Source organism: Stenotrophomonas sp. JAG2 (assembly GCF_041080745.1).
GTDB lineage: Bacteria > Pseudomonadota > Gammaproteobacteria > Xanthomonadales > Xanthomonadaceae > Stenotrophomonas > Stenotrophomonas maltophilia_AA.
Map to the genome: position 1 here is coordinate 52,542 of NZ_JBEUMH010000008.1, position 23,152 is coordinate 75,693.

Annotated in this window: 21 protein-coding genes and 1 pseudogene; 13 read left to right on the forward strand and 9 right to left on the reverse strand. The window is 67.4% G+C overall.

The window, feature by feature from the left end; translation table 11 throughout:
- Positions 1-68: 68 nt before the first annotated feature.
- The 6 genes and pseudogenes from AB9O74_RS12010 to AB9O74_RS12035 all read right to left on the reverse strand — a co-directional run.
- Positions 69-1,310 (reverse strand): annotated as a pseudogene (locus AB9O74_RS12010) (sugar ABC transporter substrate-binding protein); the annotation flags it as partial.
- A 33-nt stretch (positions 1,311-1,343) separates the two neighbouring features.
- Positions 1,344-2,957: a glucoamylase family protein gene (locus AB9O74_RS12015; RefSeq protein ID WP_176989446.1), complete on the reverse strand. Its 1,614-nt coding sequence runs from the start codon at positions 2,955-2,957 to the stop codon at positions 1,344-1,346.
- Positions 2,958-3,183: 226 nt separating this feature from the next.
- Complete coding sequence (locus AB9O74_RS12020) at positions 3,184-6,243, reverse strand: TonB-dependent receptor (RefSeq protein ID WP_369349451.1); 3,060 nt, start codon at positions 6,241-6,243, stop codon at positions 3,184-3,186.
- Between the two features lie 92 nt (positions 6,244-6,335).
- Positions 6,336-7,373, reverse strand: coding sequence for a substrate-binding domain-containing protein (locus tag AB9O74_RS12025; RefSeq protein WP_176989444.1), 1,038 nt, complete (start codon positions 7,371-7,373; stop codon positions 6,336-6,338).
- A 148-nt stretch (positions 7,374-7,521) separates the two neighbouring features.
- Positions 7,522-7,791, reverse strand: a complete 270-nt coding sequence (locus AB9O74_RS12030; protein ID WP_070470362.1) for a BolA family transcriptional regulator — start codon at positions 7,789-7,791, stop codon at positions 7,522-7,524.
- The gene (locus tag AB9O74_RS12035) at positions 7,788-8,087 is read right to left on the reverse strand and encodes a YciI family protein (RefSeq protein WP_088434706.1); all 300 of its coding nucleotides are present in this window, start codon (positions 8,085-8,087) and stop codon (positions 7,788-7,790) included. The genes AB9O74_RS12030 and AB9O74_RS12035 overlap by 4 nt, the downstream gene beginning before the upstream one ends.
- Positions 8,088-8,432: 345 nt before the next feature.
- Between AB9O74_RS12035 and AB9O74_RS12040 the strand changes: the two genes are divergently transcribed.
- From AB9O74_RS12040 to AB9O74_RS12050, 3 genes are read left to right on the forward strand one after another with little or no spacing between them, the layout of a single operon-like run.
- Positions 8,433-9,338 carry a ScpA family protein gene (locus tag AB9O74_RS12040; protein ID WP_369349452.1) on the forward strand — a complete coding sequence of 302 codons (906 nt, stop codon included), beginning with the start codon at positions 8,433-8,435 and terminating at the stop codon, positions 9,336-9,338.
- Between the two features lie 15 nt (positions 9,339-9,353).
- A complete protein-coding gene (gene scpB, locus AB9O74_RS12045) occupies positions 9,354-10,391 on the forward strand; it encodes an SMC-Scp complex subunit ScpB (protein WP_369349453.1) in 1,038 nt (345 codons plus the stop codon).
- Positions 10,384-12,186 (forward strand): pseudouridine synthase, encoded by a 1,803-nt coding sequence (locus tag AB9O74_RS12050; RefSeq protein ID WP_176989441.1) that lies wholly within the window; start codon positions 10,384-10,386, stop codon positions 12,184-12,186. The genes scpB and AB9O74_RS12050 overlap by 8 nt, the downstream gene beginning before the upstream one ends.
- A gap of 132 nt (positions 12,187-12,318) precedes the next feature.
- On the opposite strand, the gene AB9O74_RS12055 is transcribed toward AB9O74_RS12050, so the two are convergent.
- The 3 genes from AB9O74_RS12055 to AB9O74_RS12065 all read right to left on the reverse strand — a co-directional run bounded on the left by AB9O74_RS12055 (position 12,319) and on the right by AB9O74_RS12065 (position 14,955).
- Positions 12,319-12,753 carry a hypothetical protein gene (locus AB9O74_RS12055; protein ID WP_346478192.1) on the reverse strand — a complete coding sequence of 145 codons (435 nt, stop codon included), beginning with the start codon at positions 12,751-12,753 and terminating at the stop codon, positions 12,319-12,321.
- Positions 12,754-12,982: 229 nt separating this feature from the next.
- Positions 12,983-13,807: an amidohydrolase gene (locus AB9O74_RS12060; protein ID WP_369349454.1), complete on the reverse strand. Its 825-nt coding sequence runs from the start codon at positions 13,805-13,807 to the stop codon at positions 12,983-12,985.
- Positions 13,807-14,955 (reverse strand): pyridoxal phosphate-dependent aminotransferase, encoded by a 1,149-nt coding sequence (locus AB9O74_RS12065; protein ID WP_369349455.1) that lies wholly within the window; start codon positions 14,953-14,955, stop codon positions 13,807-13,809. The genes AB9O74_RS12060 and AB9O74_RS12065 overlap by 1 nt, the downstream gene beginning before the upstream one ends.
- Before the next feature lie 134 nt (positions 14,956-15,089).
- On the opposite strand from AB9O74_RS12065, the gene ccmA reads away from it, so the two are divergent.
- The 10 genes from ccmA (at position 15,090) to AB9O74_RS12115 (ending at position 23,127) form a co-directional block, all read left to right on the forward strand.
- Positions 15,090-15,719 (forward strand): heme ABC exporter ATP-binding protein CcmA, encoded by a 630-nt coding sequence (gene ccmA, locus AB9O74_RS12070; protein ID WP_346478190.1) that lies wholly within the window; start codon positions 15,090-15,092, stop codon positions 15,717-15,719.
- Positions 15,716-16,411, forward strand: a complete 696-nt coding sequence (gene ccmB / locus AB9O74_RS12075) for a heme exporter protein CcmB (RefSeq protein ID WP_369349456.1) — start codon at positions 15,716-15,718, stop codon at positions 16,409-16,411. Before ccmA ends, ccmB begins: the two co-directional genes overlap by 4 nt.
- Before the next feature lie 123 nt (positions 16,412-16,534).
- Positions 16,535-17,299 (forward strand): heme ABC transporter permease CcmC, encoded by a 765-nt coding sequence (gene ccmC, locus AB9O74_RS12080; protein WP_346492327.1) that lies wholly within the window; start codon positions 16,535-16,537, stop codon positions 17,297-17,299.
- Entirely contained in the window at positions 17,296-17,481 is a 186-nt protein-coding gene (gene ccmD, locus AB9O74_RS12085; protein ID WP_346478187.1) for a heme exporter protein CcmD, read from the forward strand. Before ccmC ends, ccmD begins: the two co-directional genes overlap by 4 nt.
- Complete coding sequence (ccmE, locus tag AB9O74_RS12090; RefSeq protein WP_123730743.1) at positions 17,478-17,939, forward strand: cytochrome c maturation protein CcmE; 462 nt, start codon at positions 17,478-17,480, stop codon at positions 17,937-17,939. The genes ccmD and ccmE overlap by 4 nt, the downstream gene beginning before the upstream one ends.
- Complete coding sequence (locus AB9O74_RS12095; protein WP_369349457.1) at positions 17,940-19,853, forward strand: heme lyase CcmF/NrfE family subunit; 1,914 nt, start codon at positions 17,940-17,942, stop codon at positions 19,851-19,853.
- 9 nt (positions 19,854-19,862) lie between these two features.
- Positions 19,863-20,474 (forward strand): DsbE family thiol:disulfide interchange protein, encoded by a 612-nt coding sequence (locus tag AB9O74_RS12100; RefSeq protein ID WP_176989433.1) that lies wholly within the window; start codon positions 19,863-19,865, stop codon positions 20,472-20,474.
- Between the two features lie 70 nt (positions 20,475-20,544).
- Positions 20,545-20,931, forward strand: coding sequence for a cytochrome c-type biogenesis protein (locus AB9O74_RS12105; protein ID WP_241696510.1), 387 nt, complete (start codon positions 20,545-20,547; stop codon positions 20,929-20,931).
- Positions 20,925-21,941 carry a tetratricopeptide repeat protein gene (locus AB9O74_RS12110; RefSeq protein ID WP_369349527.1) on the forward strand — a complete coding sequence of 339 codons (1,017 nt, stop codon included), beginning with the start codon at positions 20,925-20,927 and terminating at the stop codon, positions 21,939-21,941. The genes AB9O74_RS12105 and AB9O74_RS12110 overlap by 7 nt, the downstream gene beginning before the upstream one ends.
- 73 nt (positions 21,942-22,014) lie before the next feature.
- Entirely contained in the window at positions 22,015-23,127 is a 1,113-nt protein-coding gene (locus AB9O74_RS12115; RefSeq protein WP_176989432.1) for a homoserine O-acetyltransferase, read from the forward strand.
- The last annotated feature ends 25 nt before the right edge of the window (positions 23,128-23,152 follow it).

Below are 23,152 nucleotides of genomic sequence, written 5' to 3' on the forward strand. Positions count from 1 at the left end.
GCCACCTCCGTGGCCACTGCACTGGAGTGCTGCTTGTCGCTCACCCCGGACGATTCCTGGCGGTGCTGCTCATGCATCCAGCGGCGTTTGGCGAGGACCTTGTCCACGCGTGCGTCCAGCTCTTTCACTGCTTGATCCTGGTCCAGGCCACCACGCACCACCTGTTCGGTGGTGATCCGCATTTCCTGGGCGATCCGCTCCCACTCCAGCACCTTCGGGGTCGGCTTGACCCGCTCGAGCTGGTCGCGGAACGGCTGCGCCAGTGGATCGTTGGCCAGCGAGGGATACTCCCAGGTGCTGCGCCGCGGCGGCAGATCGCCGATGATCGAATGGAAGCGCTCCTGGATCGCCGGGCGCGACAGGAACTCGATCAGCTTCCACGAGGCTTCCTTCTGCTTCGAATTGCGGAAGATCACCAGGCTGGTCCCGCCGGCGATGCCCGCACCCGGGCCATCCGGACCCGGCAGCGCGGCCGTGCCCCACTGCCCTTCCAGCTCCTTGGGCTGCAGCTTCTTGAACTCGCGGATGTTCCAGGGGCCGGACACGTAGAACACGTTGAAGCCCCGGAAGAACTCGTCCCAGACGTTGGAGATCTGCGTCTCGGACATGCGCGGGGCCCAGCCCTGCGCGAACATGTTCTCGTAGAAGCCCAGCGTCCTGCGGAAGCCCGGGCTGCTGAAGTTGCCGCGGGTGTCCTCATCGCGCAGCAGCGGATCGGGCTGCTGCAGGGCGAAGGACAGCTGCTGTTCGAACTCGTTGATCGGCATCAGCACCGCGTAGCGGCTCGGACCCTGCATCTTCTTGATCGCCGCCATCATGTCGTTCCACTCGTCCCAGCTGCGCGGCGGGTGGTCATAGCCGGCCTTGGCCAGCAGGTCCTTGCGGTAGTACAGCAGGCGCGTATCCACGTACCACGGCACGCCGACCAGCTCGCCATGGATCACGTTGGTATCCCAGATGCCCTGGAAGTAGTCGGCCGGGTCCACCACCTTCGACTGCGCCACGTAGGGCTGCAGCGGCGTCAGGGTGTTGAGTTCGGCGAACTCGGGAATCCAGGTATTGCCCAGCTGGCACACGTCCGGCAGCCCTTCGGCGGCGAACGCGGTCAGCAGCTTTTCATGCGCGGCCGTCCACGGGATGTTCTGCACATCGACATGGATGCCGGGGTTTTCAGCCTCGAACTCGCGAACCAGACCGGTGACGACTTCAGCCTCGCGGCCCATCGCCCAGAAACGCACGGTGACCCCTTCCGGTTCTTTCCGGCAGGCACTCAACAACAGGCTGCCGACGATCAGCAGCAACAGACTCAACCCCAGCTTCGGGCGCGACGACGATGGCACTGCTTACTTCCCCTGCTGCTGGTTGCGGTTCGAATTGGAATTGTTCTTCTGTTCCTGGGCTGCTGCCGCGCGCGATTCGGCGATGCCCACCGAGCGCGCCGAAGCCGCCTTTTCATCTTTCTGCAGTTCCATCGGCTGATCCTCGCCTTCCGGCGTCAGCCAGCCACCGGTGAAGCCGGCGCGTTCCAGGCCCTTGCGGATGTGCGGATTCTTCTTCATCACATCCCAGACGAAATCATTCCGGTAGTTGGCGATCATGGTCAGGATCGGGCCCTGGTCGATGCCGATGTAATCACTGGCCACCCAGCCGCGATCCGGGACCAGGCGACCGGTCTTGATCGGGATGTCGTAGTTGAAGCTGGGATTGAACGAATCCAGGAAGCCGTAACTGGAATAGATGTAGTCGCCGTAGCGCTTGTGCATCTCCACCGCGGCCGGGATCACCTCTTCCGGGGCGAACACGATCGAGGAGATCGCGGCGGTCGGCGCGATGGTGCCGTCATCGAAGTTCTCGCGCAGGCCGGCGCCGCGCGAAGAGTAATGGCGGAACTGGCGCTGCTCGCCGCGGTATTCCTGGGTGGTGTTCTGCGGGCCATCGCTGGCGGTCAGCCCCCACACGTTCTGGCCGTAATCCTTCCAGTTCATCGGGTTGGCGATCGCGTATTCGCGCTGCGCCAGGGCGGCCGAGCGGCTGTTGAGGAAGTAGGTGCTGCCCCGCTCGCGCATGTAGGCATCCTGGATGTCGCGGAAGTCGACCCACACATGCGTGTACTGGTGGCCGAACAGCGGACCGAAGGACAGGTATTCCTGGCCCTGGTAGACGCCCCAGTCGTTGTCGTAGGTACGTGTCCAGACCGTCCAGGCGTCCGGGCTGACCGGATGGGTCGGCGAGCCGAGCGCGAGGATGTAGACCATCATCGCCTCGTTGTAGCCCATCCAGTCGTGATCGATGAAGCCGCTCTCGGGGAACCAGCCCATCGAGATCAGCGGCGCACGCTGCTGCAGCCACGGCCAGTCCACGCGCTTGTACAGCGTGTCGGCGATCTCGCGGATCTCTTTTTCGCGCGCGTCGTCACCGTCGTAATAGGACTGCGCGAACAGCACGCCCATCATCAGCAGCGCGGTATCCACGCTGGAGAGTTCCACCCAGCTGTCGTAGCGGCGGCCTTCCTGCATGTCCAGGAAGTGGTAGTAGAAGCCTTTGTAGCCGCCCTTGCCGGTGCGCTGCGGGCCCATCGGCAGGTCGCGGAAGAACTTCAGCGTCAGCAGGGTGCGGTCGATCGCCTGGTTGCGGCTGACCCAGCCGTTCTCGATGCCGATCGGATAGGCGGTCAGCGCGTAGCCCACCGAGGCGATGCTGGCGAACGGACGCGACGGGTAACGGTCCGGGCTGAGCCCGTTGACCTCGTTGGTGGTATCCCAGAAGAACTGGAAGGTGCGGCGTTCGATATCGTCGAACAGCGGCGGCAGCTCCGGCTTCATCGGCCGCGGCGGCACATCCGCCTCGACCAGGATCACGGGCGGCTTCGGCTTGGCCGGCTCCTGCTGGGCCTGCGGCTGACAGGCAGCGGCGGCGAGACTGATCGTCGCAGCGGTCAACAGGTGGCGTGCCTGCATGGGCCAACTCCTTGTGCGGTGTTCGTGACTGGGAAGCATAACGTCCAATGACCTGAAATCGTTTACAGAACGCCGCTTTAAAAAACCACGCATGCGTGGTCGAAAGCGGCGGGTCATTGCCCAGGCCGCTGCCACCCTCCGTGGCACCGGCCTGGACAATGGACTGGCCCGAGGGCCAGCCATTGCCATGAAACCGGCCCCGTCCGAGGACGGGGCCGTTGCTGCATCAGAAGCGGAAGCCGACTTCGGCCTTGACCTGACGCGGCGTACCGATGATGTCGCCGGTCTCGTTGTAGCTGGCCTGCAGCTTGCCGTTGGTCTTCACGTAGTTGTAGGTCGAGAAGTTGTCGAAGTTGAACACGTTGATGATGTCGATGCGCGCGTACAGCTCGGTCTCGCCCGGCATCTTGAACGTCTTCGTCGCCTGCAGATCGACCGAACGGTAGCCGAAGATCTTGCCACCCAGCAGGAACTTGCCATTGGCGTTGGGCACCGCGGCCTGCGGGGTCGGCAGGTTGTAGCCACTGGCCTGCGGCACCGGGTACCAGTCGTTGACGGCGGTCGGGGTGGCCAGGGTGAGCTTGCCACCGAAGGTGATGCCCCAGAAGCCCGCGTACGAACCGGTGACCACCAGGCGGTGGCGCGGCGCGCCGTTGGAGCGGATGGTCGGATAGTCTTCGATCAGGCCGCGGTCGAACGCGTACTTCTCGTTGATGTCACGGTTGTGGCGCGCGGTGGTCCAGGTGTAGGCCACCGAGGTGCCCCAGCCGCTTTCCTGGGTGAACGGCTTCTGCGCCGACAGCAGGACCTGGGTCGCACGGGTCTTGATGCCCTGCTGGCCGATGATCAGGCTGCCGAAGCCCGGCACGTTGCAGCTCCAGGCCTGGCCCAGGCCCGGCTCGGTGCCGCCGCACAGGCGCGGGTCATCGAAGAACTGGCCGGTCGGGTAACGGTTGCCCAGGGTGAAGGCGAAGCCGTCGTAGCTCAGGGTGCGGGAAATGGTCGCATCGGTCAGCCAGTCACCGACCTGGTTGCTCATACCGAAGCTGAACTGATCCGAGTACGGCACCTTGAGGTTGTTGTTCAGCAGGTCGACTTCCAGGCCGGCATTGCTGGTCGAACCGACCAGGGCCTGCAGGTTGCCGATGCCGTTGAGCAGGTTCGGGTTCCAGTCATAGCAGGCGGCCTGGCCGTCGATGCAGGTGCCGGTGCCCGGGTTGCGGAAGTAGATGGTCGGCTGCGGCAGGGCCAGCTTGGTGGTTTCCAGCTGCAGGTTGTCGAACAGATCGCGGTCATACGAACGACCGGCGCCACCGTGGAACACGTGCTGCTCGTCGGCGTTGATGTCATACGAGAAGCCCAGGCGCGGCTGCCAGGCATCCTTGAACGCCTTGCGGTTGTGGCCGTTGCTGATGTAATCGCCGATGTTCAGGCCACCCAGCGCCAGCGAATCGGCGTAGGTCTGGCCAGCGGCCGCACGCGGATCCTGCGAGTAGATCGCGTCGACCACCTGCTGCGGGGTCACGAAGTCCAGGTAGGACGGAGTCTTCTCGTAATCCCAACGCAGGCCGAGGTTCAGCTGCAGATGGTCGTTGACCTGCCAATCGTCCTGGATGAACAGGCCGATCTGCTTGGACTTCGAGCGCACTTCGCCCGACACGCCCGACACGCCGGTCACCGGCTTGACGAACTGCGCCTTGTACGGAATGGAAGACGGGAAGTCCGGATCACCCAGGCTGTAGGTGAAGGTCGGGTTGATCTGCGCGGCATCGGATGCGTACAGATCAATCTGCTTGTACTTGGCACCCATCTTGATGGTGTGGTCGCCCTGCCACTCGATGCCGTCCAGGGTCAGGTTGTCTTCGATCGACCAGCCCTTCTGGCCCTTCACCTGCGAATCCAGCGCCGATGCGCCACCGATCTTCACCACGGTGCGGTCTTCGGTGCCGTCCGGTGCGGTGTAGGTGATGCCGTTGGCCAGGGTCAGCGGGGTCGGGTTGTTGAACGAATCTTCGTGGGTGACCATCAGTTCGTTGTAGTAACGCTCGCCGCTGTGGTTCCAGCGCAGGGCGTAACGACGGTCGGTGTTGACCACTTCACGGCCGGCTTCCGGCGCGGTCTGGCCACTGAACTGCGACTGGGTTTCATCGCGGTCCTGGAAGGTCAGCTCGATGCGATCGTTGTCGGTCGGCTCGAAGTCGATCTTGCCGAAGATCAGATCCTGCTGGAACGGCTGGCTGGCCGGGCCGAGGCCTGCGGCGCCGTCGGCCGGCAGCAGGCCGGCGGCACTGGTCACCGCGCCGTCCGGCGCGATGGTGACCGGCAGGTCGAAGCGCTTGGCTTCATAGGTCACAAAGAAGTGCGCCTTGTCCTGGATGATCGGACCACCCAGTGCGAAGCCGTATTCCTTCTCGGCCGAGACCATCTTGTCCTTGCCGCCCTGGCGCTCGGCCGGGGTCTTGGCACGCATGTCTTCGTTGGTGTAACGGTAGAAGGTTTCACCCTTGAACTCGTTGGTACCGGACTTGGTGGCCGCGGTCACGGCCGCGCTCGACACCTGGCCGTACTCGGCCTTGTAGTTGCCGCTGATGACCTTGTATTCACCGATCGCCAGCTGCGGGAACGGGTTGCCGGCGCTGCCGGACTGGCCGGCGACGCCGCCGCCCTTGACATAGCTCTTCTGGCCCACGCCGTCGATGTAGACGTTGGTGCCGTCGGAGTTGGTGGCACCGCCACGCAGGGAGGTGTTGCCCTTGGCATCACGGGTGAAGATCAGGCCCGGAACCGCGTCGGCGAATTCCAGGAAGTTGCGCGACACCTGCGGGGTGGTCTGGATCTGCTGCAGGCTGACGGTCTTGCCCACTTCGGAGGTGCGCACTTCCTGCAGCAGGGTCGGCGCGATGACGTTGACCGTGTCCAGGTTGGTGGCGTTGGCGGTGCTGCCGTTGGCCGGCGCGCCGCTGAAGTTCAGGGTCGCGGTCGAGGCCACGGTGACCGTCACCTTTTGCGTCTGGCCATTGGCCACGACGTTGTAGGTGCCCGGGTCCAGACCCATCAGCGAGTAGCTGCCATCGGCACGGGTGGTGGCGCGGCGCACGCTGCCGCTGGCCACGTTGGTGGCGGTGACTTCGGTGCCGGCGGCAGCCTCGGCGACCTGGCCGCGCAGCGACGAGGTGGCCGACTGCGCCATCACGGTCGGGGCGGCGCCCAGCATCAGGCAGGTGACCAGCGCGCTGGACAACAGACTGCGTGCGGGCGCGCGGTTGCGGTGATTGGAATACGTCATGTAACTCTCCGGGTGGTGGTGGCCGTCTTTGCGGCCCCTGTCATTGTTTTTTTACAGCGTGGTTTGAATGCGTCACGACCAACGGTCGTGACCTACAGCTCGCTTCTGGGCTTGCTTGAATCACGCACGATCAGGGTCGGCACGAGCGTCTGCTTGTCGCCGGCCCCTTCTGTGTTGTTGCCATCCATCAACTGCAACAGGCGCGTCGCGGCCTTATCGCCGAGGTCGGCGATACTCACCTGCATCGTCGTCAACGACGGGTGAACGAAACGTGCCAGCGGAATGTCATCGAAACCCGCCAAGGCGACATCGGTCGGCACACGGACACCTGCCTGCGCGAACGCATACAGACACCCCAGCGCCATCATGTCGTTGGCGGCGAACACCGCATCGGGCAGCGTGCCGGCTGCCAGCAACTCCTGTCCGGCGCGATGGCCGGAAGCTTCGTCAAAGTCACCGGGCAACTCGATACCTTGGGCAGCATCGCCGAAGGCCGCCAGCGCATCGCGGAAACCGCGCAGGCGCTCACGGGCGTCGTAGTTGAGGTCCGGACCGGAAATGAAGGCGATGCGCCGATGCCCGACATCCAGCAGGTGGCGGGTCATCGTCATCGCACCGGCATGATCATCGATGCTCAGCACCGGATGATCCTGCTCGGGCAGATAGGTGTTGATCAGCACCGTGGGCAGCGACTGCGGCAGGTTGTCGGTGAGGAAGCCCGGGCTCTCGGCATACGGCGAGAGCACCAGCAACCCATCGACACGACCGCGCATGGCACGCAGGGCCGCGCCCTGCTGCTCCTGGTCACCGTGGTAACTGGAGACGAGCAGATGCTGGCGACGCTCGCGGGCCACCCCGTCGATGCCGCGCATCAGTTCGGAGAAGAATTCGCCATAGAGATCGGGCAACACCACGCCAATGGTGTTGGTCCGTCGGCTGCTCAGGCTCCGGGCCGCTGCGTGCGGGGTGTAGCGCAGTCGCGCCGCTACCTCCAGCACCAGCTTGCGCACGGGCTCGGCAACATTTTCATGGCCATTGAGTGCGCGCGAGACCGTGGCAACAGAGACACGGGCCTCACGGGCGACATCTTTGATAGTGATCGCTGCCTTGTTCACTTCGCCGCCCTCCACGGCTTAGAGATCTGGGCTTGGCGCGGAATGTAAGCGTTTTCAAACCCGGATGTAAACACTACGTTAGCCTCATGTCGTACGGCGGTAACCAAAAGCTGTCCATGGCGGCCCCTTTCGGGACTGGCCAGGACAAGGCGGGACAAGGGTTTCAGCGGTTTTTGACCGGTGTCTCGGCACGGATGGACAACGCGTGGATATCGGTCTCCATCATCGTCCCCAGGGCCGCATAGACGGCCCGATGGCGCGCCAGCGGCAGCTTTCCTTCGAAGGCCGCGCTGACCACGTGCACCTTGAAGTGCCCCCGGCCGTCACGTGCGCCCTCATGGCCGGCGTGGCGGTGGCTGTCGTCCTTGACCTCCAGCAGTTCCGGATCCAGCGCCTGCTGCAGCGCCTCGCGGATGCGCTCGACCCGGTTCATGGCAGGACCTTGCGGAACGGGCGGACCTGGACGCGCACGTAGACGCCCGCCTCTACATAGGGATCGGCGGCGGCCCAGTCCTGGGCCTGGGTCAGCGAATCGAACGCGGCGATGACCACGCTGCCGCTGAAGCCGGCCGGGCCGGGGTCTTCACTGTCGATGGCCGGGCACGGGCCGGCCAGCAGCAGCCGGCCTTCATCCTGCAGGGCCTGCAGCCGGGCCAGATGGGCCGGGCGCGACGCCAGACGGGCGGCCAGCACATCGGTGCCGTCATAGCCTTCAATCACATACCACACGGGCAACTCCGAGGTCTTGTTGAATCGAACCCGGGCATTCTAGCGGGGCTGGCTGGACACTGGCGCGGCAACCCCGTAGTCTTATGTCCATTGCACGTGGCTGGACGCAGCGCCCCGTCGGCACCCGGCTCCACCGCCAGCCGACGACCGACCCACTGCCCCAGACCAGCACACGTAGACGACCTCCCCGTAGTTCTGTCGCTGCCCATCGCGGCGCGCCTTGCTGTTTGAAGTGTGGAATCGCGCCGACCAGGCGTGTCATGGCTTGCCATCCTGCCGCCCGGCACCGTTCCGGACGCTGGCATGGTGCGGCGACCGGTCCGTTGCAATACTGACGTCTATTTGATGACTGCCGAACTCGCGCTCGACGCGAACCCGCCAACCCGAGTGCCCGCCCCACAGCAGCAGGAAATGCCGCTGGCCGTGGTGCATGGACAGCCGGTCCTGCAGATTCCGCAGGACCTGTACATCCCGCCGGACGCGCTGGAAGTCATCCTGGATGCCTTCGAGGGTCCACTGGACCTGCTGCTGTACCTGATCCGCCGGCAGAACCTCGACATCCTGGACATCCCGGTCGCCGAGATCACCCGCCAGTACGTCGAGTACATCAACGTCATGCAGGAGCTGCGCTTCGAACTGGCGGCCGAGTACCTGGTGATGGCGGCGATCCTGGCCGAAGTGAAATCGCGGATGCTGTTGCCGCGGCCGCCCAGCATCGAGGGCGAGGAAGCCGATCCGCGTGCCGAGCTGGTGCGCCGGCTGCAGGAGTACGAACGTTTCAAGCAGGCCGCCGAAGACATCGACAGCCTGCCCCGCCAGGACCGCGACACCACCGTGGTCCACGCCTTCGTCCCCGACCGCGCGGCCGTCAAGCTGCCGCCGCCGGTGGACCTGAAGGAAATGCTGATGGCGCTGCACGACGTGCTCAAGCGCGCCGAGCTGTTCACCGGCCACGCGATCAAACGCGAGGCGCTGAGCGTGCGCCAGCGGATGGGCGATGTGCTGGGTCGTCTGGAAGACGGCAGGTTCTACCGGTTTGAAACGCTGTTCACCGCCGAAGAAGGCAAGCTGGGGGTGCTGGTCACCTTCCTCGCCCTGCTCGAACTGGCCAAGGAACAGCTGCTGGACATCGTCCAGGAAGCTCCGCTGGCGCCGATCTACGTCAAGTCCCTGGCCGCCGGCAACACCAACGAACCGCTGCAATTCAACAGCGAGTTCGACGACAACGACGCCGCCAACGAATCCGACTGAGCACCCGACCCACGCATGGATCAACCGCTGATCAACCGTATTGTCGAAGGCGCCCTGCTGGCGGCCAGCGAGCCGTTGACGCTGGCGCAGCTGCAGGGCCTGTTCCCGGAAGAGGAACCGGCCCCGCCGGGCAGCATCGAACGCGCGCTGGAACTGCTGCGCGACGGCTGCCAGGACCGTGGCGTTGAACTGGTCGAGGTGGCCTCCGGCTTCCGCTTCCAGGTCACCAGCGAAGTGCATGGCTACATCACCCGGCTGTGGACCGAACGCAAGACCCGCTACACCCGTGCCACCCTGGAAACGCTGGCGCTGATCGCCTACCGCCAGCCGATCACCCGCGGCGAGATCGAGCAGGTGCGCGGCGTGGCGGTCAGCAGCAACATCATCCAGGCACTGGAAGAGCGCGAATGGATCCGCGTGATCGGCCACCGCGACGTGCCCGGCAAGCCGGCGCTGTTCGGCACCACCAAGGGCTTCCTGGATTATTTCGGGCTCAAGCGCCTGGACGAACTGCCGCCGCTGTCCGAGCTGCGCGACCTGGGTGAGCTGGAGCCGCAGCTGCCGCTGGACAACGAAGGTCAACTGGCCGGTCGCCTGGCGGCCGGCGCTGCGGCACCGGATGCCGAGCTGGACAGCGACGCGGCCAATGACGATGCCACTCCGGCGCCGGCGGAGCCGGTAGATCCTGCAGGCCCGGTGGACCCTGCAGATCCTGCAGACCCGGTGGACCCGGGCGCCGCCCGGCTGGCTGCCCGCGTGGCGCTGGCCTCGGCGCGACTGGCGGAGCAACCGGCAGAACCGGACAATAACGAGGCTTCCGCCGATGCGGACGCCTTCGACACCCCATCCCATGCGCCGTTGTCGCTTGCCGACGACGACGCGGATACGACCGCCAGCGATGGCGAACCCGATACCGCGCCGGGAGAGCGCGCGGCGCCCCAGAACGAAACCGAAAACAACGCCGTCGCGAAGACGACCGTGGCTGTTGACGAAGCCGATCCCGAACCAGAGGCCGACGCACCCGTTGCCGGCCGGAGCCAAGTAAATGAGTGACACCCCCCGCAAGCCATCGTTGAACAAGCTTTCGCTCAAGCGCGAAACCGCCTCCGAACAGCCCAAGCTCGAAGAGCGCCTGCATAAAGTGCTGGCGCAGGCCGGCCTGGGTTCGCGCCGCGCGCTGGAACAGCGCATCGCCGATGGCCTGGTCAAGGTCAACGGTGAGGTCGCGCAGACCGGCCAGTCGATCAAGAGCGGCGACAAGGTCGAGCTGGACGGCCGTGGCTTCGTCGCCACCGCGCTGACCGAGACCTCCCGCGTGCTGGCCTACAACAAGCCGGAAGGCGAAGTGACCACGCGCGAAGATCCCGAAGGTCGCCCGACCGTGTTCGAAGCGCTGCCTGCCCTCAAGGGCGCGCGCTGGATCGCGATCGGCCGCCTCGACATCAACACCACCGGCCTGCTGCTGGCGACCACCGACGGTGAGCTGGCCAACGCGATGATGCACCCCTCCTACGAGGTCGAGCGCGAGTACGTCGTGCGCGTGCGTGCACCGGAAGGCGAAGAGAAAGTGCCGGACAGCATCGTCGACCGCCTCGCCCGCGGCGTGGCGCTGGAAGACGGCCCGGCCAAGTTCGACGAGATCGAACGCATCGGCGGCACGGATTCGCACGACTGGTTCCGCGTGGTCGTCAAGGAAGGCCGCAACCGCGAAGTCCGCCGCCTGTGGGAATCGCAGGGTTGCCAGGTCAGCCGCCTGAAGCGCACCCGCTACGGCAAGGTCAGCCTGCCGCGCGAACTGCTGCGCGGCCAGTCGGTCGAGCTGCCGGCCAAGCAGGTCGAAGCCCTGCGCGCCGAACTGAAGCTGGAAGAAGGCGCGCCGTCGGCGCTGACCCTGCAGCCGGTGATCGGCCAGCGTCGTGCCGCCAAGACCACCGTGCGCGTCTCGCGCGACGGCGGCCGTGGCAACGCCTACGTCAACGGCCACAACTCGGCCGATGAAGGCCGCGAACTGCGTCGTTTCGACAACGTGCGCGAAGAGCGCGGCCGTGGCCGCGGTGGCAAGGGTGGCGGCTTCAAGGGTGGCCTGACGGTCAGCGGCGAAGCCGCTGCCAAGCAGTCGCAGCGCCCGTTCAAGGCCCGCCCTGACAAGGGCAACCGCGCGCTTCCGGAAGGCAACCCGGCCGCGTTCCGCAGCTGGTACGTGCCGGACGGTGTCAGCACCGGCCCGAGCGGCCATCGCAATGCCGGCCCGGGTGCTGCCCGTGGTCCCGGCGCGCGTGGTCCGGGTGCCGGCGCCGGTGCCGGCGGCCAGGGCCGTCCGTATGGCAAGCCGAAGGGCCCGGGTGGCGCAGGCGGCCCGGGGCGTGGCAGCTACGGCGGCGGCGCTGAAGGTCGCGGCGGCTATGCCGGCGGTGGCGAAAGCCGCGGCGGTTACGGCGGCCAGGGCCGTCCGGCCGGTCCGGGCGGCGGTGGCAACCGCGGCGCTCAGGGTGGCCAGGGTCCGTCCCGCCATCCGTACGGCCATCCGGGCAATGCCCCGAGCTTCCCGTCCGATCACGCCAACCCGGGCGCCAGCCCGTACGGCAGCGCGCGTCCGGCGGGCAACCGCGGTCCGGGCGGTCCGGGTGGCAACCGTGGCCCGGGTGGTCCCGGCGCACGTGGTCCGGGTGGCGCCAGTGCGCGCGGCCCCGGCGGTCCCGGTGGCAACCGCGGTCCGGGTGGTCCGGGCGGCAACCGTGGCCCGGGTGGCCCCGGTGCTCGTGGTCCCGGCGGCCCGGGTGGTCGTCCCGGTGGCAATCGCGGCCCGGGTGGCGGCGGTCACCGTGGTGGCGGCCCGCGCGGCGGCTGATCGCTGATACGCTGAGATCAAAAAACCCCGGCTCAGGCCGGGGTTTTTCGTTGGGTCCACGCGGGCCGCGATCAACCCGGTCGTGTAGAGCCACCTCATGGGTGGCTGCGCGTCACGGGGTGGCTCTACCTTTCAGCGTCGTTCGATGGTGAAGCGGCCCACACCCACACCCAGGTCCCAGCCCTTGCCGGTGCCCGCCAAGGCGAGCGAGATATCGCCCTTGGTCATCACCTGGGCATTGCTGGATTTGTCGGCACCCGCGTGCGCTTCGACGGAGGCATAGGAACCGATCAGGTCGTTGACCGAGTAGGCGCCGGAGAACTTGCCCTTGCCGTCGACGATCTTGGACTTGCCTACGGTGAGGCCGCCGCCCTTGGCGGTGATCTTGACCGGAATGCGCGCGCCGTTGTCGCACTGGATGGTGCCGGTACCGGAAGCGGTCTTGTACAGCACCGACCAGCCCGCCAGGTTGTAGTGCAGCTCGCAATCAATATTGCCGGCGGCCTGCGCGGCCGGGACGGCCGAGATGCCGGCCAGTGCGATCAATGCCAGGGAGAACTTTTTCATGCAGGTCCGCTCGTACGCAGTGGGAACGCGCCGAATCTAGCAGCGTGCGCGTGTGGCGCGGATGATGCGCATCGCACGCATCCTGCGTCCGTTCAGCCCGAGCGGCCCGGGTAGTGCCGGCCGCTGGCCGGCTCCAGACAATCCTGCAACGCCCATGAGCGCCGGCCGCTGGCCGGCAGTACGCACCGCCAGCAGCGTGCAGAGCCGGCCGGCGGCCGGCACGACCGCTTCAGCTGCGTTCCTGCAGGCTGAAACTGTCCGCATCCAGCATCGCCGGGAAGCGCGCACGGTGGGCGGCCAGCGCCGCGGCGGAGATGGTGGTGGTGACCACCTGCTCGCGTTCGCGCACTTCCACCTGCGGCTGGCCGAGGAAATCGATCACGGCGCTGTCGCCGGCGTAGTGCAGGTCATTGCCGTCGACACCGATCCGATTGACCGCCGCCACATAGCAGAGGTTCTCGATCGCGCGCGCGCGCAGCAGCGTCTTCCACGCATAGGCGCGTGCCGACGGCCAGTTGGCGACGAAAATCTGCAGATCGAAATCCAGCTGGTCGGCGCGCTCCACGTTGTAGCGGTTGCGGCAGAACACCGGGAAACGCAGGTCGTAACAGACCTGCGGATTGATCCGCCACCCCTTCCACTCCACGCTCAGGCGCTCGCTGCCGGCGGCATAGCGCTCGTGCTCGCCACCGTAACGGAACAGGTGGCGCTTGTCGTAATACCGCAGCTCGCCATCCGGGGTGGCCCATAGCAAGCGGTTGTAGACGCCCTCGCCCACCCGCAGCTGCACGCTGCCGGTGACCGCCGCGCCCAGGCGCACGGCCTGCTCGCGGATCCAGGCCACGGTCGGGCCGTCCATGCCCTCGGCCTTGTCGATGGCGTCGTTGGAGAAGCCACTGGTGAAGGTCTCCGGCAGGATCACCAGATCGGTCTGCCCGGCCAGCGGCGCCAGCAGCGCGCCGTAATGCGCGCGGTTGCCGGCCGGGTCGTGCCAGCGGGTATCGCCCTGGACCAGGGAAATGCGCAGGTCCTGAAGATCGGTCGCGGTGCGCATCACAGGGCCCGCAGTCGTTCGATCGCCGCGTCCATCGTGGCGTCGTTCTTGGCGAAGCACAGGCGGACCAGACGCTGGCCCGCGGGCGCGGTCTCATAGAACGGAGACAGCGGGATCGCCGCCACGCCCTTCTCGATCGTCAGCCATTTCACGAACTCGTGGTCGGGCAGATCGCTGATGGCCGAGTAGTCCACCAGCTGGAAGTAACCGCCGGGCACCGGCAGAGGCTTCAGGCGCGTGGTCAGCAGCTGCTCGCGGAAGCGGTCGCGCTTGGCCTGGTAGAACGCGCCCAGTTCAAGGTGGTGTTCGGGCTCGTCACGGATCATCGCGGCGAAACCATACTGCGCCGGGCCGAAGCTGGTGAAGGTGTTGTACTGGTGCACCTTGCGGAACTCGGCGGTCATCGCCGGCGGCGCGATCGCGTAGCCGATCTTCCAGCCGGTGCAGTGGTAGGTCTTGCCGAAGCTGGAAATCACGAACGCGCGCTCGCGCAGCTCCGGATGGCGCAGCGAGGATTCGTGGCGGCGGCCGTCATAGATGATGTGCTCGTACACCTCATCGGAAATCAGGTAGATGTCGGTGCCGCGCAGCACATCGGCCAGCGCCTGCATGTCGTCGGCGGTCAGCATCGCGCCGGACGGGTTGTGCGGCGTGTTGACCATCAACAGCCGGGTGCGCGGGGTGATCGCGGCACGCACGCGATCCCAGTCGACCGCGAAGGTCTGCGGGTCCAGCGGCACGTGCACGGCACGCGCACCGGCCAGGTCGATCGCCGGCTCGTAGCAGTCGTAGGCCGGATCGAGCACGATCACCTCCTCGCCCGGGCGGACCACGGCGTGGATGGCGTTGAAGATCGCCTCGGTGGCGCCACTGGTGACGGTGATCTCGGTGTCCGGATTCACCTGCGCGCCGTACAGATCCAGCGACTTCTGCGCGATGGCCAGGCGCAGCGGCGCCACGCCGGTCATCGGCGGGTACTGGTTGAGCCCGCCCTGCATCGCGGCGATGGTTTCATCGATCAGCCGCTGCGGTGCGGAGAAATCCGGAAACCCCTGTCCCAGGTTGACCGCGCTGTGTTCGGCGGCGAGCTGGGACATCACGGTGAAGATGGTGGTGCCCACCTTGGGCAGCTTGGTTTGCGGTTGCATCGGCAGGCAGGATCGAGGGGGTGGATGACGAAGTGTACGAAATCCCCCGATGCGAGGTTGCCGGCCAGCGGCCGGCACTACGTCGCCTGTCCCCGATACAATGAACACTCCTCCCGGTGTGAAGCCTGAGCCCTTTGAACGCCCCTCCGTTGCTGGCCGCGCATGGCCTTGGCTTCAGTCGCAACGACGAACCCGTCTTCGGCCCGCTGGACCTGCACGTCGATGCCGGTGAAGCCCTGCTGGTGCAGGGCGACAACGGTGCCGGCAAGACCACCCTGCTGCGGGTGCTGGCCGGCCTGCTGCGTGCCGAGAGCGGGCACGTCGAGATCGATGGCAAGCGCGCCGGGCACAAGGAACGGGCGAACTACGTGGCCTACCTGAGCCACCTGCCCGCGTTGAAGCCGGACCTGGACACGCTGGAGAACCTGCATTTCCTGTGTGGCCTGCACGGTCGCCGCGCCCGCCAGATGCCCGGCAATGCGCTGGCGATCGTCGGCCTGGCCGGGTATGAGGACACGCTGGTGCGGCAGCTGTCGGCCGGCCAGAAGCGCCGCTTGGCACTGGCCCGCATCTGGCTCTCGCCCGCGCCGCTGTGGCTGCTCGACGAGCCCTACGCCAATCTCGACCTGGAGGGCATCAACCTGGTGAACCGCATGATTTCCGCGCACCTGCGCAGCGGCGGCGCTGCGCTTGTCACCACCCACGGTGCCTATGCCGCCCCGCCGGTGCGCACGCGCCTGCTGACCCTGGGCGTGGCGGCATGATCGCGCCGGGTACCGAACCGGGTCTGTGGCAGACCGCACGGGCGCTGGTCGCCCGCGACATGCGCCTGCTCTGGCGGCGCCGTGGCGATGCCCTGCAGCCGCTGCTGTTCGCGCTGCTGGTGGTGGTGCTGTTCGCGCTGGCGCTGGGCCGCGATCCGGAGGCGATGGCGCGCGTGGCCGCGGCGGTGATGTGGCTGGCGGTGCTGCTGGCCGGCCAGCTGGCGATGGATTCGCTGTTCCGCAGCGATGCCGAAGACGGCTCGCTGGAGCAATGGTTGCTGGCCCCGGTGCCGCTGGCCTGGCTGGTGCTGGTGCGGGTGCTGGTGCACTGGGTCACCACCGCCCTGCCGCTGATCGTGATGTCGCCGCTGCTGGCGGAAATGCTGCATCTGCCGCATGACCAGTTGCCGATGTTGCTGGCATCGTTGCTGCTGGGCACCCCGTTGCTGAGCCTGATCGGCGGGGTGGTCGCCGCGCTGACGGTCGGCATCCGGCGCTCTGGTATTCTCGTGGCGCTGCTGGCGCTGCCGCTTTACGTGCCGGTGCTGGTGTTCGGCGCAGGCAGCGTGGCGGCGGTCGCCCGCGGGCAGGACCCGATCGGCGCGCTGCTGATGCTGGGCGCCGGGCTGGTGGTCGCGCTGGTGCTGGCCCCGCTGGCCACGGCCGCCGCGATCCGCATCTCGCTGAGTTGAGCGGTATGGCGTACTGTCGGTGGCGTGAGCTGCGTTGTGAGCGTCACCTGCATCCGCGTCACCCGTTGCCGAGCCACTCCACGTCCGTTCCATCGTCGCCCTTCGTTGGATAGCCACTGCCGCATGCACCCGATCGTCCGCTGGTTCCACCAACTCGGTTCGCCGCCTACCTTCGACCGCTTTGCCGCGCGCTGGTCGCGTGTGTTCTACCTGGCGGCGGTGCCGGTGCTGCTGGTCGGCATCTGGCAGGCGCTGGCGGTGGTGCCGGCCGATTCCAAGCAGCTGGACAGCTTCCGCATCCTCTACATCCACGTGCCCAGCGCGTGGATGAGCCTGTTCGTGTTCGCACTGATGGCGCTGTACGCGGCAATCGCGCTGATCTGGCGGATCAAGACCTGCGAAATCCTGGCGATGGCCTGCGCCCCGCTCGGCGCCGGCTTCACCCTGATCACCCTGCTTACCGGCAGCATCTGGGGCAAGCCGACCTGGGGCACCTGGTGGGACTGGGACCCGCGCATGACCACCGAGCTGATCCTGCTGCTCCTGTACCTGGGTGTGATCGGCCTGTATTACGCCATCGAGGACCGCCGCAGCGCCGCGCGCGCGGCCGGCCTGCTGTCCATCGTCGGGGTGAGCCTGCTGCCGGTGATCCGCTATTCGGTGGAATGGTGGGGCAGCCTGCACCAAGGCCAGACCATCCGCCTGTTCGGCGACTCCACCCTGGATGCCAGCATGGCGCTGCCCCTGTGGCTGATGGTGATCGGTACCAAGCTGTGGTTCGCCGGCTCGCTGCTGGCCAAGGCCCGCGCCGACAACCTGCTGCGCGAGGCGGGCAAGGCCTGGGTCGCCGCAGGGACCCGCGCGCCCCTGGAGGACAGCCGCGCATGACCCACCTTCCCTATGTGATCGCCGCCTATGCGGTGTTCGTGCTGGTGCTGGGCAGTGATGCCATCGGCTCCTGGCTGCGGCTGCGCTGGGCACGCCGCCTGGCTGCACGCCGCCAGCAGCGCCAACAGGCCCGCGCGGCGGCGGGCAGCACGCCGCCAGTGGCGCCGGAGCTGACCCGATGAATCCGGTCCGGCGTCGCCGCCTGCTCTGGGTGATGCTGCTGGTGCTCGCCTCCGGCCTGGCGACCGCGCTGGTGGCGATGGCCCTGCAGCGCAATATCGCCTACCTCTACACCCCTTCCGAAGTGCTGCGCGGCGATGCCGGCGATCACGCCCGGTTCCGCCTCGGCGGCATGGTGGTCAAAGGGTCACTGCAGCGCGCGCCCGGTTCGCTGGATGCGCACTTCGTGGTCACCGATGGTGACGCCACGCTGCCGGTGATCACCTCCCGGATCCTGCCGGACCTGTTCGCCGAGGGCACCGCCGTGGTCGCCACCGGACGCCTGCAGGACGGTCGATTCGTCGCCGAGGAAGTGCTGGCCAAGCACGACGAGACCTACATGCCCAAGGAAGTGGCCGACAAGATGGGCCAGGCACATACCAAACACGATGTGCCCGTGCCGGCACCGGAGACGTACTGAGTGCTGCCGGAACTGGGGCAGATCCTGCTGGTCACCGCTCTGCTGATGGCACTGCTGCAGACGGTGCTGCCGCTGTGGGGTGCCCATCGCGACCGCGCCACGTGGATGGCGGTGGCACGTCCGGCCGCCTATGCCCAGCTGGCGTTGCTGCTGGGCGCGTTCGGCGTGTTGACGGTGGCCTTCGTGACTCAGGATTTCTCGGTGCGCTATGTCGCGGAGAATTCGAACTCGCTGCTGCCACTGGCGTACCGCTATTCCGCGGTCTGGGGCGCGCACGAAGGCTCGCTGCTGTTGTGGGCGCTGGTGCTGGCGATATGGTGCGGCGCGGTGGCACGGTGGTCCAAGCGCCTGCCCGCCGTCGTCTCCGCGCGCGTGCTCGGCGTGCTCGGCATCATCAGCATCGGCTTCCTCGCCTTCCTGATCTTCACCTCCAATCCGTTCGCGCGGCTGATCCCGGCGCCGCTGGAAGGGCGCGACCTCAACCCGCTGCTGCAGGATCCCGGGCTGATCATCCATCCGCCGATGCTGTACATCGGGTACGTGGGCTTTGCGGTGCCGTTCGCATTCGCGATCGCCGCCCTGCTGGAAGGCCGCGTGGATGCGCGCTGGCTGCGCTGGACGCGACCATGGACCAACGTGGCCTGGGGCTTCCTGACCATCGGCATCGCGCTGGGCAGCTGGTGGGCGTATTACGAACTGGGCTGGGGCGGCTGGTGGTTCTGGGATCCGGTCGAGAACGCCAGCTTCATGCCGTGGCTGGCCGGCGCCGCGCTGATCCACTCGCAGGCCGTCACTGAAAAGCGCGGCAGCTTCGCCAGCTGGACGCTGCTGCTGGCGATCGCCGCATTCGCGCTGTCACTGCTCGGCACCTTCCTGGTGCGCTCGGGCGTGCTGACCAGCGTGCATTCGTTTGCCGCCGATCCCTCGCGCGGCACCTTCATCCTGATCTTCCTGGCCCTGGTCATCGGTGGCGCGCTGCTGCTGTATGCGCTGCGGGCCGGCGCGCTGACCAGCGAGGATCCGCGCCGCGGCTTCCTGCCGACCTCGCGCGAAACCCTGCTGCTGGCCAACAACCTGCTGCTCGCCGCGGCCTGCGGCATGGTCCTGCTCGGCACGCTGTATCCGTTGCTGGCCGACGCGCTCGGGCTGGGCAAGGTCTCGGTCGGGCCGCCCTACTTCGGCACGTTGTTCGTGGTGCTGATGGCGCCGCTGGTGGCGCTGCTGCCGTTCGGGCCACTGGTCAACTGGCAGCGCGACCAGGCCTCGCGCCGCGTGGCGATGCTCGCGCCGTGGGCCGGGCTGGCCCTGCTGCTCGGCGTGATCGCCTACTTCATGGCGCCCCAGGGGGCGCTGAAGACCGCCGCTGGCGTCACCGGGGCGGCCTGGGTCGCGTTCGGTACCGGGCGCTTCGTCTGGACCCGCCTGCGCGGCAACGGCAGGTTCACCGCCGAGATGGTCGGCATGCTGCTCGCCCATGGTGGCGTGGCCGTGTTCCTGGCCGGTGCGTTGCTGGTCGAAGCCTTGAACGTGCAGCGCGAAGTCGCGCTCGCACCGGGACAGTCGCTGGTGGTAGGCACGTATGAAGTGCGCTTCGAAGGCGTGGACCATCAACAGGGCCCGAACTACGTCGCCGATCGCGGCCACCTGCGCGTGCTCCAGCACGACCGTGAACTGGCCCTGCTGCATCCGGAAAAACGCCTGTACGCCAGTGGCGGACAGGTGATGACCGAGGCCGGCATCCACGCCCGCCTCAACGGCGATGTTTACGTGGCACTCGGCGAGTCGCTGGGCAACAATGCATGGGCCGTGCGCGTGCACATCAAACCATTCGTCCGCTGGATCTGGCTGGGCGCGCTGCTGATGGCACTGGGTGGCTTCGTCACCGCCGCCGATCGTCGTTTCCGTCGTCCCTAGGAGTCCCCCGTGTCCGATCCCCGCCCTGCCTCCCGTCCGCTGCCGCCCGTGGCCATCGTCATCGGGGTGCTGTTCTTCTTCGGGCTGCTGGGGCTGATGATCTACGGGGTGATGAAATCCGGCGCGCCGGACCGCGACGTGCTGCCCTCGGCGCTGATCGGCAAGGCCGCACCGGCCTTCGAGCTGCCGGTGCTGCACGATCCGCACATCAAGGTCAGCAGTACTGAACTGCGCGGCGCGCCCTATGTGCTCAATGTGTGGGGCAGCTGGTGCGCGGCCTGCCGCGACGAACACCCGATCCTGACCAGGTTCGCCGAAACCAAGCGCGTGCGCGTGATCGGCTACAACTGGAAGGACGAGCCGGCCGATGCGCTGCGCTGGCTGGAACAGCTGGGCAATCCGTTCGTGCTGGTGCTGAGCGACATCGAAGGCCGCACCGCGATCGACTGGGGCGTCACCGCCGCGCCGGAGACCTTCCTGGTCGACGCCAGTGGCGTGGTGCGCTGGAAGTACAGCGGCGCGCTCAGCCAGCGCGTCATCGATACCCAGCTGATTCCGGAACTGGAAAAGGTGGAGCGTGCCCATGCCAATGCCCAGCCGCAGCTGCCGGCCTCGCCGTAACCGGATGATCCGCCGGGTCGGCGTGGCGCTGATCGCGCTGGCGCTGGCGCTGGCATTGGCCTCGCCGGTCATGGCGCAGGCCGTCTCCGATCCGACCCCGTTGCAGTACCGCGATGCCGCCGAGGAAGCCCGCTTCCATGCGCTGGCCGCCGAGCTGCGCTGCGTGCAATGCCAGAACCAGTCGCTGGCCGACTCCAATGCACAGATCGCGCACGACCTGCGCCGTGAAGTGCTGGTACTGATGCAGCAGGGCAACAGCGATGCACAGATCAAGCAGTTCCTGGTCGACCGCTATGGCGAGTTCGTGCTGTACCGGCCGCCGATGGAGGCCCGCAACGCACTGCTCTGGTTCGGCCCGCCGGTGGCGCTGCTGATCGGCGCGGGCGTGCTGATCTGGGTGGTGCGCCGCCGCAGCCGCGGGATCCAACCGATGGACAAGAGCGAGGAACGCTGGTGAGCCTTTGGATGGCCCTGAGTGCCGCCGTGTTCGCGGCCACCCTGGCTGCACTCGTACTGCGGCCGCTGCGTGCAGGCGGTTCGCACCGCCCCTTCGTGATCGCCATGCTGGCGCTGGGGTTGGCCGGTGGCGCGCTGTACCTGCTGGTCGGCACGCCGGATGCGGCCGAGCGGACGGCGGCCAGCGACGAACCCGCCACGCTGGAAGATGGCGTGCAGGCGCTGCAACAGGCGCTGGCGAAAGACCCACAACGCGCCGATGGCTGGGCCCTGCTCGGCCGCTCGCAACTGGCACTGGGCAAGCTGGCCGAGGCCACGGCCGCGTTCGACCGCGCGGTGCGGCTCGCGCCGGACGATCCCGGCATCCTGGTCGAAGCGGCGCAGGCGCGCGCGCAGGCCGCGCCGGGCAAACAGTTCGACGACCAGGCCCTGCAATGGCTGCGTCATGCGAACGCGCTTGCGCCGGAGAGCGAGCGCGCCGGCTGGCTGATCGGCATTGCCCTGCGCCAGCGTGGCCAGGACGCCGAGGCCGCGAAGGCCTGGGAAGCCCTGCTGCCGACGCTGGAACCCGGCGCGGCGCGTGCATTGCGCGAGCAGATCGCCATCGCACGCGGCGCTGCCGGTCTGCCGCCGCGGGTGGAAACACCTGCCCCTGCCGCGGCGGGCGACCACGCCCTCGCCGTGCAGGTGCGCTTCGCGCCCGGAACCGCGATGGATCCGGCCTGGGCCAACGCCACGGTCTTCGTGATCGCACGCGCGCCGGACGGCCCGCCGATGCCGGTCGCGGTGCAGAAGCATCCGGCCAGCCGGCTGCCGCTGCTGGTGACGCTCGGCGATGGCGACAGCCCGATGCCGACCAGCACGCTGTCCCAGCTGCAGGAGGTCGAGGTAGTGGCACGGCTGTCGCGCTCGGGCCAGGCCAACCGCCAGCCGGAGGATATGGAAACCTCGCCAGTACGGGTGCGCCTGCCCCATGCCGGGCCGGTGTCCCTGGTATTCGATCGCCCATGACCGGTGCGGGGCCGCGACGCAGCGTGCCGCCCACCACCACGGCGCCATCGCGGCGCCCGGCTAAAATGCGCGCATGACTGAATTCATTCCCCCCGGCACCCGCTACCACGCCCTGCCCTCGCCGTTCGCGTTCAAGCGCGGCGGTGCACTGCGCGAGGCGCATGTCGCCTACGAGACCTGGGGCACGCTCGACGCGGACGCCGGCAATGCGGTGTTGATCGTCACCGGGCTGTCGCCGGACGCGCATGCCGCGGCCAACGCCGACAATCCGGCCGCCGGCTGGTGGGAGGCGATGGTCGGCCCGGGCAAGCCGATCGATACGGATCGCTGGTTCGTGATCTGCGTGAACTCGCTGGGCAGCTGCAAGGGCTCGACCGGTCCGGCCAGCATCGACCCGGCCACCGGGGAGCTGTACGGCCTGCGCTTCCCCGAACTCTCGATCGAAGATGGCGCACGCGCAGCGGTCGAGGTGGTGCGCGCATTGGGCGTGGCCGAGCTGGCCTGCGTGATCGGCAACTCGATGGGCGGGATGACCGCGCTGGCGCTGCTGTTGCTGCACCCGGGCATCGCGCGCAGCCATATCAATATTTCCGGCAGTGCCCAGGCGTTGCCGTTCTCGATCGCGATCCGCTCGCTGCAACGCGAGGCGATCCGGCTCGACCCGCAGTGGAATGGCGGTCGCTACACCGACCAGGCGTATCCGGAATCGGGCATGCGCATGGCGCGCAAGCTCGGCGTGATCACCTACCGCTCCGCACTGGAATGGGATGGCCGCTTTGGCCGCGTGCGCCTGGATTCGGACCAGGCCGCTGACGATCCGTTCGGCCTGGAGTTCCAGGTCGAAAGTTACCTGGAAGGCCATGCCCGCCGCTTCGTGCGCTTCTTCGATCCCAACTGCTATCTGTACCTGAGCCGCTCGATGGATTGGTTCGACCTGGCCGAATACGCCGACGGCGACGTCATGGCCGGGCTGGCGAAGATCCAGGTGGACAAGGCGCTGGCGATCGGCGCGAACACCGACATCCTGTTCCCGGTACAGCAGCAACAGCAGATCGCCGATGGCCTGCGCGCCGGTGGCGCCGACGCACAGTTCATCGGGCTGGATTCACCGCAGGGCCACGATGCCTTCCTGGTCGACTTCGCCCGGTTTGGCCCGGCGGTCAGCGGCTTCCTGCAGGCGCTGTGAGGCACGCGCGCTGGTACCTGGCGCT